Raw genomic sequence first — 15,636 nt, forward strand, 5'->3', positions numbered from 1 at the left:
CGAAAAGAAAGAAGTGACCCATGTCCAGCCCGTACGAAGGATTTCAGACCTTCGTCGACCAACTCCCTGAGTTCCTCCAACCGCTGCTCGTCGCTCTCCTCGGGATGATCCCGTACGTGGAAGGCGAGGGATCCGCAGCAATCGGCATTCTCGGCGGTATTCATCCCGTCGTCGCCGCGCTCGCCGGTATCGCCGGCAACCTCCTGAGTGTCGTTCTCGTCGTCCTGCTCGGCTCCCGTGTCCGGGAGTCGGTGGTCGCCCGCCGAGCCGCGAAGACCGCCGTTGCTTCTACGGGTCCGCACACCACCAAGACGTCGACGATGGTGATGGAACGGCCGACGGCCACCGACGCCGACACCGAGCGCGATTCGCGGCGGGCGAAGGGCCGTCGCCGCCTGCAGCGGTGGCTGGTCCGATTCGGCGTCCCGGGCGCGAGCATCATTGCGCCGTTCGCACTGCCGACCCAGCTGACCGCAGCGTTCTTCGTCGCCTCCGGCGTCAAGAAGGGGTGGGTGATCCTCTGGCAGGGGGTCGCGATCGTGCTGTGGACGGCTCTCGTCGCAGCCGCAGCGCTGGGAGTGGTCAACCTCTTCGGGTGGCAGTGATCACCCGCGTGGATCACGCCGGCATCCAAGACACGACGCTCGCGCTCGGACTGAACCCCGAGCGCGAGCGTCGTCGCGTCCTACCGCCCCGGGCGGGAGGCTTAGGTTGATGTCATGGAGCAGATGAAGCGCGGTCGTCCGCGGTCCTTCGACTCCGATGCCGCCCTCGAGAAGGCGCTCGCCGTGTTCTGGGAGCACGGATACGAAGGCGCAAGCCTCGCGCTCCTCACCGACGCCATGGGCATCTCGCGAAAGAGCATGTATGCCGCATTCGGGAACAAGGAAGACCTGTTTCTGAAGGTCTTGCAGCTCTACGAGAAGGGCCCGGGCTCCTACGCGCGGGAGTCGGTCGCCGCGTCCACTGCGAGGGAGGTGGCTCGCGCGTACCTCGACGGGGCCGTTCGGGCCGGTACGCAGCCCGGACGACCGTCCGGATGCTTCGGGGTGCGCGCGGCTCTGGCCGTCGGCGTGACCGGCGAGACGGCGCAAGGCATCCTCACGACGTGGCGCGCTCGGACGCGATCCGACCTTCGCGACCGCTTTCGGCGCGCCATGGCAGAAGGGGATCTCCCGGCCGACGCCGATCCCGACCTGATCGCGCGATATCTCACGGCGGTCGCGGATGGGGTATCCGTCGAGGCGGCCGGAGGAGCCTCGGCGCACGAGCTGCAACGGGTCGTCGACGCGGCGCTCCTGCACTGGCCGCCGAGCTGACCTGTCAACGCCGCCGGGGGTCACCACGCGAGCGGCTAGCGTTAGGGCGGGTGGTCTGAGTGGTCGGAACCGATGCTCGGGCCGAGAGGAGAAGCACGTATGTCGGTAGGCCTGCTCGCCGTCGTCGATGACATCCTCACGGCTGCGCTGAAGGCGAGCGCGAAGACCGCCGGCGTCGTCATCGACGATGCCGCGGTGACACCTCAGTACGTCCAGGGCATCACCCCTGCGCGTGAACTCCCCGTCGTGTGGAAGATCGCGCTGGGAAGCCTTGTCAACAAGTTCGTCATCATCATCCCGATCGCACTGCTGCTGACCGCGTTCGCTCCCTGGGTGCTGCCGTACCTCCTCATCATCGGTGGCGGCTTCCTCTGCTACGAGGGCGCCGAGAAAGTGCTCGAGTGGTTCGGCGCGCACCATGAGACCGAAGACGACGAGCCTCGGGACGAGAAGAAACTCGTGTTCGGCGCCATCCGAACCGATCTCATCCTGAGCACCGAGATCATGCTCATCGCCCTCACGAACCTCGATCCCGATTTCGGACTGGGCATGACACTGGCCGCACTCGCTGTCATCGGACTCGGCATGACCGCTCTCGTCTATGGCGCCGTCGCCCTGCTGGTCAAGATCGACGACATCGGGCTCCGACTGATGAAGAGTCCGTCGCGCCGGGTCCGTCGCACCGGCGCGCGAGTCGTCGCCTCGATGCCCGCGGTGTTCCGCGTGATCAGCGTGGTGGGGACGGTCGCGATGCTCTGGGTCGGCGGTCACCTCGTCATCACCAACCTGGCGGAGACGTTCTGGCACGAACCGTACGATCTCCTTCACGCGATCACTCATCTGGTGGAGGCGGCGGGCCCGGTCGTGGTCTGGATCATCGACACGGCAGTCTCCGCCGTTTTCGGCCTCATCGCCGGTCTCCTGATCGTCGGCGTGGTGATGGGTGTGCGCCGCCTTCTTCCCTCCTCTCGGCGAGCGCACGCACCTCGGACACCTTCGGCGTCGGAGTAACCCCGCGAGACAGCTGCCGACGCGCTTCGAACACTGCCACCCAAGATCCCACGGGACCTCTGCGCCGAGGGGTCAGCATGCCGAGTTCGCACGGCTGACCGAACGGGAACTCTCAGAGGGAGCGCTTCCGCGTGATCGCTGCGGCCCTCCCGCGCCAGACCTAGAGCATGGGAAGCCGCCGCGGCCGCGGCCCGACGGGGAACGCCGCGTCGATCCGGGCGAGCTCGGCTTCGGTCAGCCGGAGGTCGCCCGCGCCCGCATTGTCGTCGGCGTGCTCGGCCCGCGACGCCTTCGGGATCGCGAAGACCGGCGGCCGCCGCACCAGGAATCGCAGCGCCACCTGCCTTGCGGTCGCGCCGTGTGCCGCGGCGATCTCCTCGAGAACATCGCCGCCTGGTGTGCCGGGGCCGGGGAAATCGCCGTGTCCGAAGGGACTGTAGGCGACGACGGCGATGTCGTGGTCTTCGCACCACGGGAGCACGGCGTGCTCGATGGCGCGCTCACCGAGGTGGTACAGAACCTGGTTGCACGCGATCCGGCCCTCGCCCCCGGATCTCCATGCCGCCTCCAGATCTGGCACGTCGAAGTTGCTCACGCCCCACGCCAGGATCTTGCCCTGCTCGCGGAGCTGCTCGAAGCCGGCGAAGGTCTCCTCGAGCGGATGCTGCCCCGGCCAATGCAGGAGATAGCAGTCCAGCCTGTCCGTGCGCAGGCGCGAGAGCGAGCGCTCGCAGGCTGCCACGGTCCCGGCGCGCGAGGCGTTGCTCGGCAGGACCTTGCTGACGAGGAAGACCTCCTCCCGACGCCCCGCGATGGCCTCGCCCACGACGAGCTCGGCGTCGCCGTACATCTCAGCGGTGTCGATGTGGGTCATTCCGAGGTCGATACCGCGGCGCAGTGCGGCGACCGCCGTGGGTCGATGCGCGTCGTCGATGTACCAGGTTCCCTGTCCGATCACGGGAATCTCGCGCGGCACCGGACCGAATGGACGTTTCTCCATGACTCTTCCCCGATCCCTCCGACGGTCGTCGTTCCCGCGCGAGCGCCGCCCGCGTCACGCGGGCCGCTTCTCCGCGATAACGTCGAGCTGCTCGATCGTCGGCTCCTCGAAGAGGACCCCTACGTACTGACCGAGCGCCTGCGCGACTCGACCCGACAGGTGCGCTTGACGGCCCGCCTCATCGGGGAAGGCGTCGAAGATCCCGAACGAGGACGGCCCGAACTGAATGGCGAACCACCGGACGGTCTGTGGCTCATCCTCGACGATCGACAGTCCCTGGTTCAGGAAATCGCGAACGTCGTCCTCCTTGCCGGGCAGTGCATCGAGCTGGACCAGAAGCGCTTTCGTGACCTGCGTGGACATCATGGATCTCCCTTGCTCGGTTGATTCTGTTCGACGTCGGAACGCGGATGCCGCGGATGCAACTGCCTCGTCGAGGCTGATCCTCCTCGCCCCTCCCGGGCGCCGTCCTAGTATCTTGACCGATGAACCGAAGTCCGATATCAGGCCCGGGCCTCCATGGCACGGTCGCGGGGGCGAAGACCGCGACGAGCCGCGGGACGACATCGTCGGCGTGGTCACACGCCTTCTTCCCTCGTCCCGAAACGACATCGCACCGCACGACGCGCGTTCGTCGGTGACGCCGCGGTCGGAGTCGGTCCGCAGTGATGGCGGAGCCGACCCCGACGGAGGGTGGGACGTCAACGAGCTCCCGCCTCCGCACGCGCCTTGGGGGCGGTGCGGGCCGCGGTGGCGATGACGTCGGCGACGGTATCGGCCTGAGTGATGAACAGGGCGTGGCTGCCGGGGACGTTGGTGATCTCAGCCCCGATGCGGGTGGCCATGTGCTGCAGCATGGCCTGGTCGAACGCCTTGTCCTCGGTGGCGATGACGGCCCAGCTCGGCTTGTCGCGCCACGCGGCAACCGTGACCGCCTCACCGAAGACCGCCATGTTCACCGGCACCTGGCTGTCGGCCAGGAACGCGGCATCCGCCTCGTCGAGGTCGGCGGCGAACCCACCGCGGAACGCGTCGCGATTGAGGTAGCCGAAGCCGTCCGGGGTGACGTCGATGACGAACTCCGGTGTCGGAGCGAAGCCCTCGTACTGCTGCCCGCTGGTCTCACCGACATCGGGAATGAGTGCCGACACGTAGACCAGCCCTGCGACGTTGGGGTGCACGCCGGCTTCGGTGATCACGGTGCCGCCCCAGGAGTGGCCGACGAGGATCGTGGGTCCGTCCTGCAGGTCCAGGACGCGCGTGGTGGCGGCGACGTCGTCGGCGAACGAGGTCAGCGGGTTCTGCACGATCGACACCCGATACCCACGGGCGGTGAGCAGGTCGTAGACCCGGCGCCAGCCGGATCCGTCCGCGAAGGCCCCGTGCACGAGGACGACGTTCTTGATCTCTTCGTTGGTTGTCATGACTCTCTTCCTTTCCGATGCGACTCGTGTGAGCCGGTGGGTGATGAGGGGTACAACATCGACGATCCGCAATATATTGCATATAGGTTCATGACGGGCCGACGGCGTATGTCGAAGTGATCGCGTCGGCGGTTGACCCCTCGCATGACGTGACGATCGGTCTCGCATGATCGAGCACCGGTATCTGCAAAGTGGGGGTTGACCACATCGACGCGGAGGTCTAACGTACAACCAAATGGTTGTACAAACGGAGCTCAGTGATGATGACATCGACCGCGTGTTCCATGCGCTCGCCGCGGCGACGCGTCGCGACATCCTGCGCCGCGCGATCGAGGCCGAGCACTCGGTGTCGGATCTGGCCCGTGAGTACGACATGTCGTTCGCCGCGGTGCAGAAGCACGTCGCGGTGCTCGAAGCGGCCGGCCTCATCGTCAAGCGCGCCGAGGGCCGGGAGCGGCTGGTCCGAGCGGACCCGGCCATGATCGCCCGTGCCCGCGCGCTGTTGGCCGCCTATGAGGCGCTGTGGCGTGCGCGCATCTCGCGCCTCGACCTGCTCCTCGCCGAAGATCCGCCGACACCGGCATCCGCCGCATCCAACGAAGGAGAATGACATGCCCGTCACCGACGTGACCACCGACGCCGAAGCGCTCACCATGACGCTCGAGGCCGAGTTCGACGCCCCCGTCGAGCGGCTCTGGCGCGCGTTCACCGACCCGCAGCAGCTCGAGCGCTTCTGGGGTCCTCCGGGGTGGCCGGCGCGTTTCCCGAAGTTCGACTTCACCGTCGGCGGGCACGCGCGCTACGTCATGACCAGCCCGCAGGGCGAGCAGTCGTGGGGGTCGTGGGAGTTCCTCTCCATCGACGCCCCGCGGGGCTTCACCGTGCTCGACGCCTTCGCCAACGAAGAGGGCGCGCCGCTGGAAGGGATGCCGGTCATGCGCGTCGTCTTCGCCTTCGAGTCGACCGGCACCGGATCGCGCCTGGTCAACACGACCTACTTCGCGTCGTCCGAGGCCCTCGAGCAGGTCGTGGCGTTCGGCGCGGTCGAGGGTTCGACACTCGCGATCAACCAGCTCGACCTCGTGCTGCACGACCTCCGCGACTTCGCCGCGGGGCGCGGCACCGAGCTGGAGCTCCTCGACGATCAGCACGTGCGCATCACCCGTGTCATCCGCGGCCCGCGCGCTCTGGTCTGGAGGGCCCACCACGACTCCGACCTGCTGAAGAAGTGGATGCTCGGACCCGACGGCTGGACGATGCCCGTCGCCGAGCAGGCCACCGCCGTCGGCGACACCTACCGGAACGTCTGGGCTCCCGAGCCGGGCACCGAGGGGGAGGAGTTCGGCTTCGAAGGCGAGCTGCTCCTCAGCGACCCGCCCCGTCGCGAGGTCTCGACCGAGCGGATGATCGGGATGGACAGCCCCGGCACCCTCAACGACCTCTCGTTCTACGAAGAAGACGGGATGACGCTCCTGACGCTCGTCATCGAGTACCCCGACAAGGAGACGCGCGACATGATCCTCGCCACCGGCATGGTCGACGGCATGGAGACCAGCTACGAGCGGCTGGAGGGCGTGCTCGCGACCGTCTGAGCGGCGTCATCCGATCGACGCAGAGATCACGGGGGGTGGCCGGTTCGGTCGCCCCCCTACGATGTGACCGTGGACTTCAGCTTCGCTTTCACGCCCGACCTGATCGCGGTCTTCCTCACGCTGTTCGTACTCGAGATCGTCCTCGGCGTCGACAACGTCATCTTCATCTCGATCCTCGCCTCCAAGCTCCCGAAGGAGCAGCAGGCGCGGGCGCGGAACCTGGGCCTGACGCTGGCGATGCTGATGCGCGTCATCCTGGTGTTCTTCGCCGGCTGGCTCATCACCCTCACCGAAGAGGTCTTCGCCCTCGGCGACCTGAGCTTCTCGTGGAAGGACATCATCCTCATCGCGGGCGGCCTGTTCCTGCTCTACAAGGCCGTCACCGAGATCCACCACAAGCTCGAGGGCGCTGAGGACGAGCACGGAGCGTCCGGCTCGAAGGCGATCTCGTTCGGCGCGGTGATCGGTCAGATCCTCGTGCTCGACCTGGTCTTCTCGCTCGACTCGGTGATCACCGCCGTCGGGATGACGACGAACCTCATCGTCATCGTCACGGTGGTCGTGCTGTCGTTCGGCATCATGCTCTTCGCTGCCCGATTCATCTTCGAGTTCGTCAACAAGCACCCCACGGTGAAGATGCTGGCCCTGTCGTTCCTGCTCCTCATCGGCGTGTTCCTCATCGCCGAGGGCTTCGGGTTCTACATCGACAAGGCCTTCATCTACGGGCCGATGGCGTTCGCGATCTTCGTCGAGGCATTGAACCTCACCTACGCCGCGCGCCGGGCAAAGCGGGAGAAGAAGCCCGAGCGCCCGGTCAAGCTCCGCCCCCGCTACCGCGATGTCGACGAGTCGGTCGCCGTCGCGGCGGCGCTGTCGCGCTCGAAGGACCCGTCGGCTGGTGCCGTCGGCCTCTCGCGCAAGCCCGTCGCCGGCGAAGGTGCTGTCGGCACGGAGCGCGCCGGCCTCGGGTGACGCCGAGGCACGGCTGATCCGACGAGCACGTATCAGGATCACCTCGAGACTCCTCTGCACTGGGGTGGCGGCCGGAGCGGCATGCCATCAGACTCAGCACTGACGACCACGGGCCGTTTCCCGACGCCCAGAACGAGGAAGTTCGCCATGACCCTGTCCGACACCACGATTCATCCCACCGCCCGACCGGGCGCCGACGCGCGGGCAGAGCGCCTCCGCTCCGCCCTCGGCAGCCGCGTCGTGCTGCCCGGCGACGCGGAGTGGGATCTCGCCCGGATGCCCTGGAACCTCGCGGTCGACCAGCGTCCCGTCGCCGTCGCCCGACCCGAAACGGCCGAGGACGTCGTGGAGGTCGTGCGTGCCGCGACCGCGGCCGGTCTGAGGATCGCCCCGCAGTCCACCGGGCACGCCGCCGGTGCCCTGGCCGAGACCGGCCTCGCCGACACCGTCATCGTCAGCCTGGCGCGCCTTCGCGGCGTCACGGTCGACCCCGTCGCCCGCACAGCCCGCGTGCTGGGCGGTTCGCACTGGAACGACGTGCTCGAAGCGACGGCGTCCCATGGCCTGACCGCTCCCCACGGCAGCGCCGGAGACGTGAGTGTCGCCGGGTGCAGCCTCAGCGGGGGCCTGTCGTTCTACGCGCGGACACACGGGCTGGCGGTGAACTTCGTCCGCGCCGTTGAGGTGGTCACGGCCGACGGCGCACTCGTCCGGGCGAGCGCCGACGAGAACCCCGACCTGTTCTGGGCGATCCGCGGCGGCTCCGGTGCCTTCGGGGTCGTGGTGTCGCTCGAGATCGATCTGCTCCCGTACGCGGACGTGTTCGCCGGGATGCTGCTGTGGGATGCCGCGCGAGCGCCCGAGGTCGCCCGCGCCTGGGCCGCGTGGACCGCGACCGCTCCCGAGAGCGCGACGACGACCCTGCGCATCCTGAACCTCCCGCCGCTGCCCGAGCTCCCGCCCTTCCTCTCCGGACGGTCGGTGGTCGTCGTCGACGGCGCGGTGCTCAAGACGGATGACGCGGCCGCGGCCGTCCTCGCGCCGCTGCGCGGCCTCGCGCCCGAGATCGACACCTTCGCCCGCATCCCTGCGGCCGGGCTGGTGGCCGTCCACATGGATCCGCCGCAGCCGACTCCCGCCGTCACGCAGCACGCCGTCCTCGACGAGCTTCCGGATGACGCCGTTGCGGCGTTCCTCCGCGCCGGCGCGAATCGTGACCTCTTCATGACCGAGCTGCGCCACATCGGCGGAGCCGTGGCGCGGCCGGCCGCCCACGGCGGTGCGGTCTCGGCCCTGCGCGGGCAGTACCTGTGCCACACCGTGGCGATGATCCCCGTGCCCGAAGCTGCGGCCGGTGCCACCGCCACGGCCCGGGCGGCCGTGACGCTGTTCGCGCCGTGGCACATCGACGCCCTCGCCCTGACGTTCATGGACGGCGGAGTCGATCGCCGCATCGGGTACGGCGAGGCGGCCGGTCGGCTCGGTGAGCTCAAGCGCAGGTTCGATCCCGGTGCGGTGTTCTCGGCTGCCCAGCCGGTGGGCTGACCTCCGGCGCCGCGGCGGTCACGACGCGGTCGAGGTCAAGCCCGGGAGCGCCTCGCCGAGCGAGGTCACGATCGACTGCACCGCGATCGCGAGGAGGAGCAGTCCGAAGATCCGGGTGAGCACGTTCATGCCGGCGGGACCCAGGAGCTTCGCGACGAACGGCCCGAAGTAGAGCACGACCGAGCAGATCAGCCCGACCACGATCACGATGCCGAGCCCGGCGACGTAGTCGATCACCGAGGTGTACGAGTGGGCGAAGGTGATCGCGAGGGCGATCGCGCCGGGCCCGGCGATGACCGGGATGGCCAGCGGCACGACGACCGGCGACCCCGCCGGGTCGTTGGTGGCGACCGGGCTCGGCCGGGCGAGGAGCATCGCCCATCCGATCGCGGCGACGAGCAGGTTGCCGGCGATCTTGAACGCGGTGATGTCGATACCGAAGATCTGCAGCACCCAGGTGCCGGCCAGGAGCGACACGGCGAGGATCACGATGACCGCGAACCCGACGAGCAGTCCGATCCGGCGCTGCTGCGCCGGGGTTCGCCCCTCGGTCACCTGCAGGAAGACGGGCAGCGTGCCGATGGGGTTGCAGATCGTGAACAGCGCCACGGCGCTCGTGATCAGGGTGGGGGCGGCGATCGCGGTGTCCATATGGCTCCGGGTGAGGACGGGGGCGCCCCTCATCCTAGGAGCGCGGTGGGCGGGGCGGCGAGAAGCCGAGCCCCGTCGACACCCTCACCGTCACAGCCAGCGCTTGTGCTTGAACACCCCGTAGAGACCTGCGGCGACCCCGACCATCAGCACGAGCGAGAAGGGGTAGCCCCACTCCCACGACAGCTCGGGCATGTTCTCGAAGTTCATGCCGTAGACGGTGCCGACGAGAGTGGGCGCGAAGATGATCGCCGCCCAGCCCGAGATCTTCTTCAGCTCCTCGTTCTGTGCGAGGTTGAACTCCGTCATCCGCCGCATCTCGTCGTTCTGCCGCTGCGCGACGAGGGTCGACTCGACGGTGAGGGCGTTCTCGAGGATGGTGCGGAACGCCGCCGACCGCTCCACGACCCGCAGCGCGTGGTCGAGCACGTCCCGCAGGTTGCGCTGGAGCTCGACCTCGACCCGGTACTTGTCCGATCCGCGCAGCAGCGCCTCGAGCATGCCGACGAGCGGCCGCGATGCCCGCTGGAAGTCGATGACCTCGCGGGAGAGCTCGTAGATGCGGCGCGACACGCTGCTCTCGTCGTCGAAGAGCTGATCCTCGATCTCGTCGATGTCGTTCTCGAGCCCGGCGATGACGGGCTCGTACTCGTCGACGACCTCGTCGAGGATGGCGTACAGCACGGCCTCGGGCCCCATCGAGAGCAGCTCGGGGGCGTCTTCGAGACGCCGCCGCACGCGACCGAGGTTCGGCGACTCGGCGTGACGGATGGTCACGACGAAGTCGGGACCGACGAACAGGTGCAGTTCGCCGAACTCGACCCGCTCCTCCGCATCGAGGTAGCGGGCGGGCCGCAGCACGACGAAGAGCGTGTCGCCGTAGCGTTCGAGCTTCGAGCGCTGGTGTCCGCTGAGGGCGTCCTCGACGGCGAGCGGATGCAGCGAGAACTCCTCGGCGACCTGGCGGACCTCCTCTTCACTGGGTCGATAGAGCCCGATCCAGGCCATCGCGCCACGCGCGCGCATGACCTCGAAGGTCTCGTCGAGGTCGGTGGGGTCTTCGGTGCGGACTCCGTTGACGTACACGCCGTTGTCGATCAGCGCCATCATCTCTTCTCCGGTCGGTTCGTGCCGCGCGGGCGGCGAACAGCAAAGGGGCGGATGCCGCGCCACCGCGCTGCTGCGGAATCGATCCGGACGAGCGGGCCGAACCCGCCCGAGGGGCGGGATCAGCGAACCGGGAAGCCCGACACCGGCAGCAGGACGGTGACGCGCGGACTATGACCAGCCATCACGCACCACCTCCTCTCGGCTCGGGACCGCCCCCACGATAGCCCATCAGGCCGCCACCCGCGGGTCGAACCTGACCCACGCCGCCGACCAGGCCGCCTCGAAGTCACCCCGCGAGCGGCGACCCGCCCGCCAGGACTCCTCCGCGTACGACAGCGCGCGGGCCACGCGGTTCAGTTCGCGCCGGCGAAGGTCGGAGTCCTCGCATCCGATCGCGCAGGTCACCCACTCCTCGCGGATGCGGCCGAGGAACGGCCCCATCGCCACCCAGAGGGCGATGGCGGGCGCCAGCCACACCACCGCGGCGAGGATCACCGTCGCGGCCGTTCCCAGGACGTCGGACAGGAGAAGGCCCGCCGCGACCCCCACGACCAGTCCGACGAAGGGCCAGAGCCGCATCAGCACCCACAGGCGCCGTTCGAGGTCGGTGGTGTCAGGGGGGAGGATCACCAGGCGCACGCGCATCTCGCCGTAGCGGGCGATCGTCGTTTCGAGAAACCCCCAGCTACCGCGAAGCGGTCGCGAGCCGGGAGCGGTGGGAAGCGGACGCATGACACGATCCTCGTCACCGGCCGCCCGGCGGTCGCCGGTCCCGACGGATCACCTACGCGACGCGGCGTGATCCTCACGGCTTCCTGACGCCCCGGCCCGGCAGGATGACACCATGCTCACCATTCGCGTGACCGCACCCTCAGCGCTCGCCCGCGAGCTCGCGGACCAGCTGCGGGCGCAGCCCACCGTGATCGATCTCGCCGTGGTGGGGGGTGCGTGCGATGCGGGGAGTGGCGACCTGCTGCTCTTCGACGTCGCCCGCGAAGACGTCAACAACATCGTGCGGCTGCTCCGCCACGCCGGGGTGCCCGCGCAGGGGGCGATCGTCGTCAGCGAGCCGCTGGCGGTGGTGTCGGATGCCGCGGACGCGGCCGAACGGGCCGCCCCGGGGCATCCCGCTGACGGCGTGCTGTGGGCGCAGCTGGCCGGCCGCTCCATGGAGGACTCGCGGCCCTCGTGGAGCTTCTTCGCCTTCCTGCTGCTGGCGACGATGATCGCGGGGATCGGGCGGCTCCTGGATCAGCCGATCCTCATCATCGGCGCCATGGTGGTGGGGCCGGAGTTCGCCCCGATCGCGGCGATCAGCTACGCCCTGGTCCGCCGGAGGAGGGGGATCGTGGGGTCGGCGTCGATCACGCTGTTCGGCGGCTTCGCGATGTGCGCCCTGATCGCCTGGGGGGTGTGGGCGCTCCTCTACGCCCTCGGGGTCTTCACCTACACCCAGGCGACCACCGGTGAGGCGACGCAGTTCATCGTCAGCCCCGACGCGTGGTCGTTCGTGATCGCCGTCCTCGCGGGCATCGCGGGGGTGCTGTCGCTGACGACCGCGAAATCGTCGGCCCTCGTCGGGGTGTTCATCTCCATCACCACCGTGCCGGCGGTGGGCACGATCGGGCTGACCCTCGCGGTCGGCGCCTGGGCCGAGGCCGGCGCGGCGCTCGTGCAGCTCGCGCTGAATCTCGCCGGGCTCCTCCTGGCGGGAACGGTGACGCTCTTCGTGCAGCTGCACGCCGGGCGGGCCATCTCGCGCCGTGTCCAGTCGCGCCGGGTGGCGCGCGCCGCGGCCGATCAGGCGGGGTCGAGCACGAGCCGGTAGCCCATGCCCGACTCGGTGAGCAGATGCACCGGATGCGACGGATCGGGCTCGAGCTTGCGGCGCAGCTGCGACATGTACAGCCGGAGGTACCCCGAGTCCTGCACGTTCTCGCTGGCCCAGATCTCCTTCAGCAGGGTCTGGCGGGTGACGAGGGCACCGGGGTTGCGAGCGAGGAACTCGAGCATCCGCCACTCGGTCGGCGTGAGGTGCACGCGGGTGCCGGCGCGGGTGACGGCGCGCGCCGAGAGGTCGACCGTGACGTCGCCGAAGATCACCATCGGTTCGGATGCCGCGCCGCCGCGTCGGCGCGAGAGCGCGCGCAGCCGCGCGAGCAGCTCGTCGATCTGGAAGGGCTTGGTGACGTAGTCGTCGGCGCCCGCGTCGAGCGCGTCGACCTTGTCGGCCGAGCCGGTGCGCCCCGACACCACGATGATGGGGGCGCTCGTCCAGCCCCGCAGGGCCTCGATCACCTGCATGCCGTCGAGCCGCGGCATCCCGAGATCCAGCAAGATGATGTCGGGATGCGCCTGGGCGGCCATCGCCACGGCGGCGGCGCCGTCGGGCGCGGCCACCACCTCGTAGCCGTGTGCGGCCAGGGTGATGCGGAGAGCCCGGACGAGCTGCGGGTCGTCGTCGGCGAGGAGGATCTTCACGCGCGCTCGCTTCGGGTCGGGATCGGTGCGGGGGTGTCGGCCAGCGGCAGCGAGATCACCATCGTCAGGCCGCCACCGGGGGTGTTCTCGGGGGTGAGCGCGCCGCCCATCCCCTCGGTGAACCCCCGCGACAGGGCCAGGCCCAGGCCGAGCCCGGTGGTGTTGTCGACATCTCCGAGACGCTGGAAGGGCGCGAACATGTCCTCCTGGCGCTCGGCGCTGACTCCTGGACCGCGATCGACGATGCGAATCTCGGCACTCTGTCCGAGACGGCTCGTGGTCACGAGCACCCGGGCGCCATCGGGGCTGTGCCGTCGAGCGTTGGCGAGCACGTTGACGAGCACCCGCTGGAGCAGAACCGGGTCGGCGGTGAGTGCCGGAACGTCGGGGTCGAGCCCGAGCTCGACGTCGTCCGGCCCGAGGTCGAGCTCGTCGAGGGCCGCGAGGACGGCGCCGGCGGCGTCGACGGGAGACAGCGACACCGCGAGCACACCGGCCTGCACCCGGCTGACGTCGAGCAGATCGGTCACCAGCTGCGCCAGGGTGGACAGGCTCTCGTCGGCGGTCTCGAGGAGCTCCCGCCGGTCGGCGGGGCTGAGCTGATCGCCCGCGGCGCGGAGGCCCCCGATCGCGGCGAGGGCGGCCGCGAGGGGGCGCCGCAGATCGTGGCTGACCGCCGACAGCAGCGCCGAGCGCACCTGGTCGGCCTCGGCGAGGGCGTCCGCCGCGCGCGCCGTCGCGGTGAGGTCGGTGTGCTCCAGGGCGGCGGCGAGCTGGGCGGTGATCGCGTCGAGGAGACGTCGCTCTCGGGCGCCCAGCGTCCCGTGCAGCTCGAGGCGGCCCCGGGGTTCGCCGTCGGGCCCGCGGCCGATGTCCATCGTGACGAAGTCGTCGCCGCGCACGGGCTCGCCGTCGGTCGCGATGGTCGTGCCGTCGGCGGTCGCCAGACGCACCCCGGCCAGTCCGAGGGCCTCTCGGGTGCGGGTGACGAGGGCGGGGATCGCGCTCTCGCCGCGCAGCACGCTGCCGGCGACCGTGGCGAGGAGCTCGGACTCGGCGGCCGCGCGCCGGGCGACGCGCGCGGCGCGGGCCGCCTGGTCGACGATGTAGCTGACGAGGATGGCGATGATCACGTAGAGGCCGAGCGCCAGGGCGTGCAGCGGATCGTCGATGGTGACGGTGTAGAGCGGCTCGACGAACAGGAAGTCGAGGGTCAACCCCGACAGCACGGCGGCGAACAGCGCGGGCCAGATGCCGCCGATGAGGGCGACGACCACGACGAGCAGCTGGTAGAAGAGCACGTCGGATGTGATCGACTCCTCGCTGCGGAAGGTGGAGAGCACGGCCGACAGCAGGGGTCCGCCGACGAGCGCGGTGACGAAACCGAGCACGCGGCGTTTGACACTGAGCGCTCCGCCACGCACCCGGGGGAGGGCGAAGCGCCCGCCGGCGGCGGCGTGCGTGACGATGTGCACGTCGATGTCGCCCGACTCGCGGATGACGGTCGCGCCGATGCCCGGGCCGGTGAGCGCGGCAGCGAGCCGCCCGCGGCGGCTCACCCCGATCACGAGCTGCGACGCGTTGACCGACCGGGCGAACTCGACCAGCGCGCGCGGGATGTCGTCGCCGACGACCTGGTGGTAGGTGCCGCCGAGCGACTCGACGAGGGCGCGCTGCTGGGCGAGCGCGGCCGGGCTCGACGTCCGCAGCCCGTCCTGGCTCGACACGTGCACCGCGAGCAGCTCGCCGCCGGCCGAGCGGGCGGCGATGCGCGCGCCGCGACGCAGCAGGGTCTCGCCCTCGGGTCCACCGGTGAGGGCCACGACCACACGCTCGCGGGCCTGCCAGGTGCCCTCGATGCCGTGCTCGGCCCGATAGGACTTCAGGGCGCTGTCGACCTCGTCCGCCAGCCACAGCAGGGCGAGTTCGCGGAGCGCCGTGAGGTTGCCGAGGCGGAAGTAGTTCGACAGGGCCGCGTCGATCCGCTCCGCGGGGTAGACGAGCCCTGACGAGAGCCGGTCGCGCAGCGACTGGGGGGCGAGATCGACCACCTCGATCTGGTCGGCGCCGCGCACGACCGCGTCGGGCACGGTCTCGCGCTGCGGGATGCCAGTGATCTGTTCCACCACCCCGTTCAGCGACTCGATGTGCTGGACGTTGACGGTGGTGATCACGTCGATCCCCGCGTCGCGGAGGGCCTCGACGTCCTTCCACCGCTTGTCGTGCCTGGATCCCGGCGCGTTGGTGTGGGCCAGCTCGTCGACGAGCGCGATCTCGGGGCGTCGCGCCAGCACCCCGTCGAGGTCGAGTCCGGTCAGCTCGACCCCGCGATGCTCCACGATGCGGCGCGGCATGACCTCCAGACCCTCGATCTGCGCGGCCGTCGCGGCGCGGCCATGGGTCTCGACGATCGCGACGACGACGTCGCGCCCCTCTCCTGACAGGCGCCGGCCCTCTTCGAGCATCTCGTAGGTCTTGCCCACGCCCGGTGCCGCTCCGAGCAGCACGCGCAGCCGCCCGCGCTTCACCGT

16 protein-coding genes are annotated in these 15,636 nt (G+C 69.8%); 8 read left to right on the top strand and 8 right to left on the bottom strand.

Features of this window, described 5'->3' with window-relative positions:
- Nucleotides 1-20 precede the first annotated feature (20 nt).
- The 3 genes from T9R20_RS00375 to T9R20_RS00385 all read left to right on the top strand — a co-directional run bounded on the left by T9R20_RS00375 (nucleotide 21) and on the right by T9R20_RS00385 (nucleotide 2,330).
- Nucleotides 21-605: a small multidrug efflux protein gene (locus T9R20_RS00375; protein ID WP_322410591.1), complete on the top strand. Its 585-nt coding sequence runs from the start codon at nucleotides 21-23 to the stop codon at nucleotides 603-605.
- 114 nt (nucleotides 606-719) lie between these two features.
- Nucleotides 720-1,319: a TetR/AcrR family transcriptional regulator gene (locus T9R20_RS00380; protein WP_322410592.1), complete on the top strand. Its 600-nt coding sequence runs from the start codon at nucleotides 720-722 to the stop codon at nucleotides 1,317-1,319.
- Between the two features lie 99 nt (nucleotides 1,320-1,418).
- Complete coding sequence (locus tag T9R20_RS00385; protein ID WP_322410593.1) at nucleotides 1,419-2,330, top strand: DUF808 domain-containing protein; 912 nt, start codon at nucleotides 1,419-1,421, stop codon at nucleotides 2,328-2,330.
- Nucleotides 2,331-2,490: 160 nt separating this feature from the next.
- On the opposite strand, the gene T9R20_RS00390 is transcribed toward T9R20_RS00385, so the two are convergent.
- From T9R20_RS00390 to T9R20_RS00400, 3 genes are all read right to left on the bottom strand, one after another.
- A complete protein-coding gene (locus T9R20_RS00390; RefSeq protein ID WP_322410594.1) occupies nucleotides 2,491-3,330 on the bottom strand; it encodes an aldo/keto reductase in 840 nt (279 codons plus the stop codon).
- A 54-nt stretch (nucleotides 3,331-3,384) separates the two neighbouring features.
- Nucleotides 3,385-3,693 (bottom strand): antibiotic biosynthesis monooxygenase, encoded by a 309-nt coding sequence (locus tag T9R20_RS00395; RefSeq protein ID WP_322410595.1) that lies wholly within the window; start codon nucleotides 3,691-3,693, stop codon nucleotides 3,385-3,387.
- Nucleotides 3,694-4,031: 338 nt separating this feature from the next.
- A complete protein-coding gene (locus T9R20_RS00400) occupies nucleotides 4,032-4,754 on the bottom strand; it encodes an alpha/beta hydrolase (RefSeq protein WP_322410596.1) in 723 nt (240 codons plus the stop codon).
- Between the two features lie 235 nt (nucleotides 4,755-4,989).
- Here T9R20_RS00400 and T9R20_RS00405 point away from each other — a divergent pair, with 235 nt between their 5' ends.
- The 4 genes from T9R20_RS00405 (at nucleotide 4,990) to T9R20_RS00420 (ending at nucleotide 8,863) form a co-directional block, all read left to right on the top strand.
- Nucleotides 4,990-5,364: a metalloregulator ArsR/SmtB family transcription factor gene (locus T9R20_RS00405; RefSeq protein ID WP_322410597.1), complete on the top strand. Its 375-nt coding sequence runs from the start codon at nucleotides 4,990-4,992 to the stop codon at nucleotides 5,362-5,364.
- A gap of 1 nt (nucleotide 5,365) precedes the next feature.
- Nucleotides 5,366-6,346, top strand: coding sequence for an SRPBCC family protein (locus T9R20_RS00410; RefSeq protein ID WP_322410598.1), 981 nt, complete (start codon nucleotides 5,366-5,368; stop codon nucleotides 6,344-6,346).
- A 69-nt stretch (nucleotides 6,347-6,415) separates the two neighbouring features.
- Nucleotides 6,416-7,318 carry a TerC family protein gene (locus T9R20_RS00415; protein WP_322410599.1) on the top strand — a complete coding sequence of 301 codons (903 nt, stop codon included), beginning with the start codon at nucleotides 6,416-6,418 and terminating at the stop codon, nucleotides 7,316-7,318.
- 147 nt (nucleotides 7,319-7,465) lie between these two features.
- Nucleotides 7,466-8,863, top strand: coding sequence for an FAD-binding oxidoreductase (locus T9R20_RS00420; RefSeq protein ID WP_322410600.1), 1,398 nt, complete (start codon nucleotides 7,466-7,468; stop codon nucleotides 8,861-8,863).
- 18 nt (nucleotides 8,864-8,881) lie between these two features.
- On the opposite strand, the gene T9R20_RS00425 is transcribed toward T9R20_RS00420, so the two are convergent.
- From T9R20_RS00425 to T9R20_RS00435, 3 genes are all read right to left on the bottom strand, one after another.
- The gene (locus tag T9R20_RS00425; protein WP_322410601.1) at nucleotides 8,882-9,547 is read right to left on the bottom strand and encodes a MarC family protein; all 666 of its coding nucleotides are present in this window, start codon (nucleotides 9,545-9,547) and stop codon (nucleotides 8,882-8,884) included.
- A 57-nt stretch (nucleotides 9,548-9,604) separates the two neighbouring features.
- Nucleotides 9,605-10,621 carry a magnesium and cobalt transport protein CorA gene (locus T9R20_RS00430; RefSeq protein WP_322410602.1) on the bottom strand — a complete coding sequence of 339 codons (1,017 nt, stop codon included), beginning with the start codon at nucleotides 10,619-10,621 and terminating at the stop codon, nucleotides 9,605-9,607.
- 231 nt (nucleotides 10,622-10,852) lie between these two features.
- On the bottom strand, nucleotides 10,853-11,356 hold the full coding sequence (locus T9R20_RS00435) for a DUF6611 family protein (protein ID WP_322410603.1): 504 nt from the start codon (nucleotides 11,354-11,356) through the stop codon (nucleotides 10,853-10,855).
- A 112-nt stretch (nucleotides 11,357-11,468) separates the two neighbouring features.
- Here T9R20_RS00435 and T9R20_RS00440 point away from each other — a divergent pair, with 112 nt between their 5' ends.
- Nucleotides 11,469-12,452: a DUF389 domain-containing protein gene (locus tag T9R20_RS00440; protein WP_322410604.1), complete on the top strand. Its 984-nt coding sequence runs from the start codon at nucleotides 11,469-11,471 to the stop codon at nucleotides 12,450-12,452.
- On the opposite strand, the gene T9R20_RS00445 is transcribed toward T9R20_RS00440, so the two are convergent.
- Complete coding sequence (locus T9R20_RS00445; RefSeq protein WP_322410605.1) at nucleotides 12,425-13,105, bottom strand: response regulator; 681 nt, start codon at nucleotides 13,103-13,105, stop codon at nucleotides 12,425-12,427. The two genes, T9R20_RS00440 and T9R20_RS00445, sit on opposite strands and share 28 nt — an antisense overlap.
- On the bottom strand, nucleotides 13,102-15,633 hold the full coding sequence (locus T9R20_RS00450) for a DUF4118 domain-containing protein (protein ID WP_322410606.1): 2,532 nt from the start codon (nucleotides 15,631-15,633) through the stop codon (nucleotides 13,102-13,104). The genes T9R20_RS00445 and T9R20_RS00450 overlap by 4 nt, the downstream gene beginning before the upstream one ends.
- Nucleotides 15,634-15,636 lie beyond the last annotated feature (3 nt).

The organism is Microbacterium invictum (assembly GCF_034421375.1).
GTDB classification, from domain to species: domain Bacteria; phylum Actinomycetota; class Actinomycetes; order Actinomycetales; family Microbacteriaceae; genus Microbacterium; species Microbacterium invictum_A.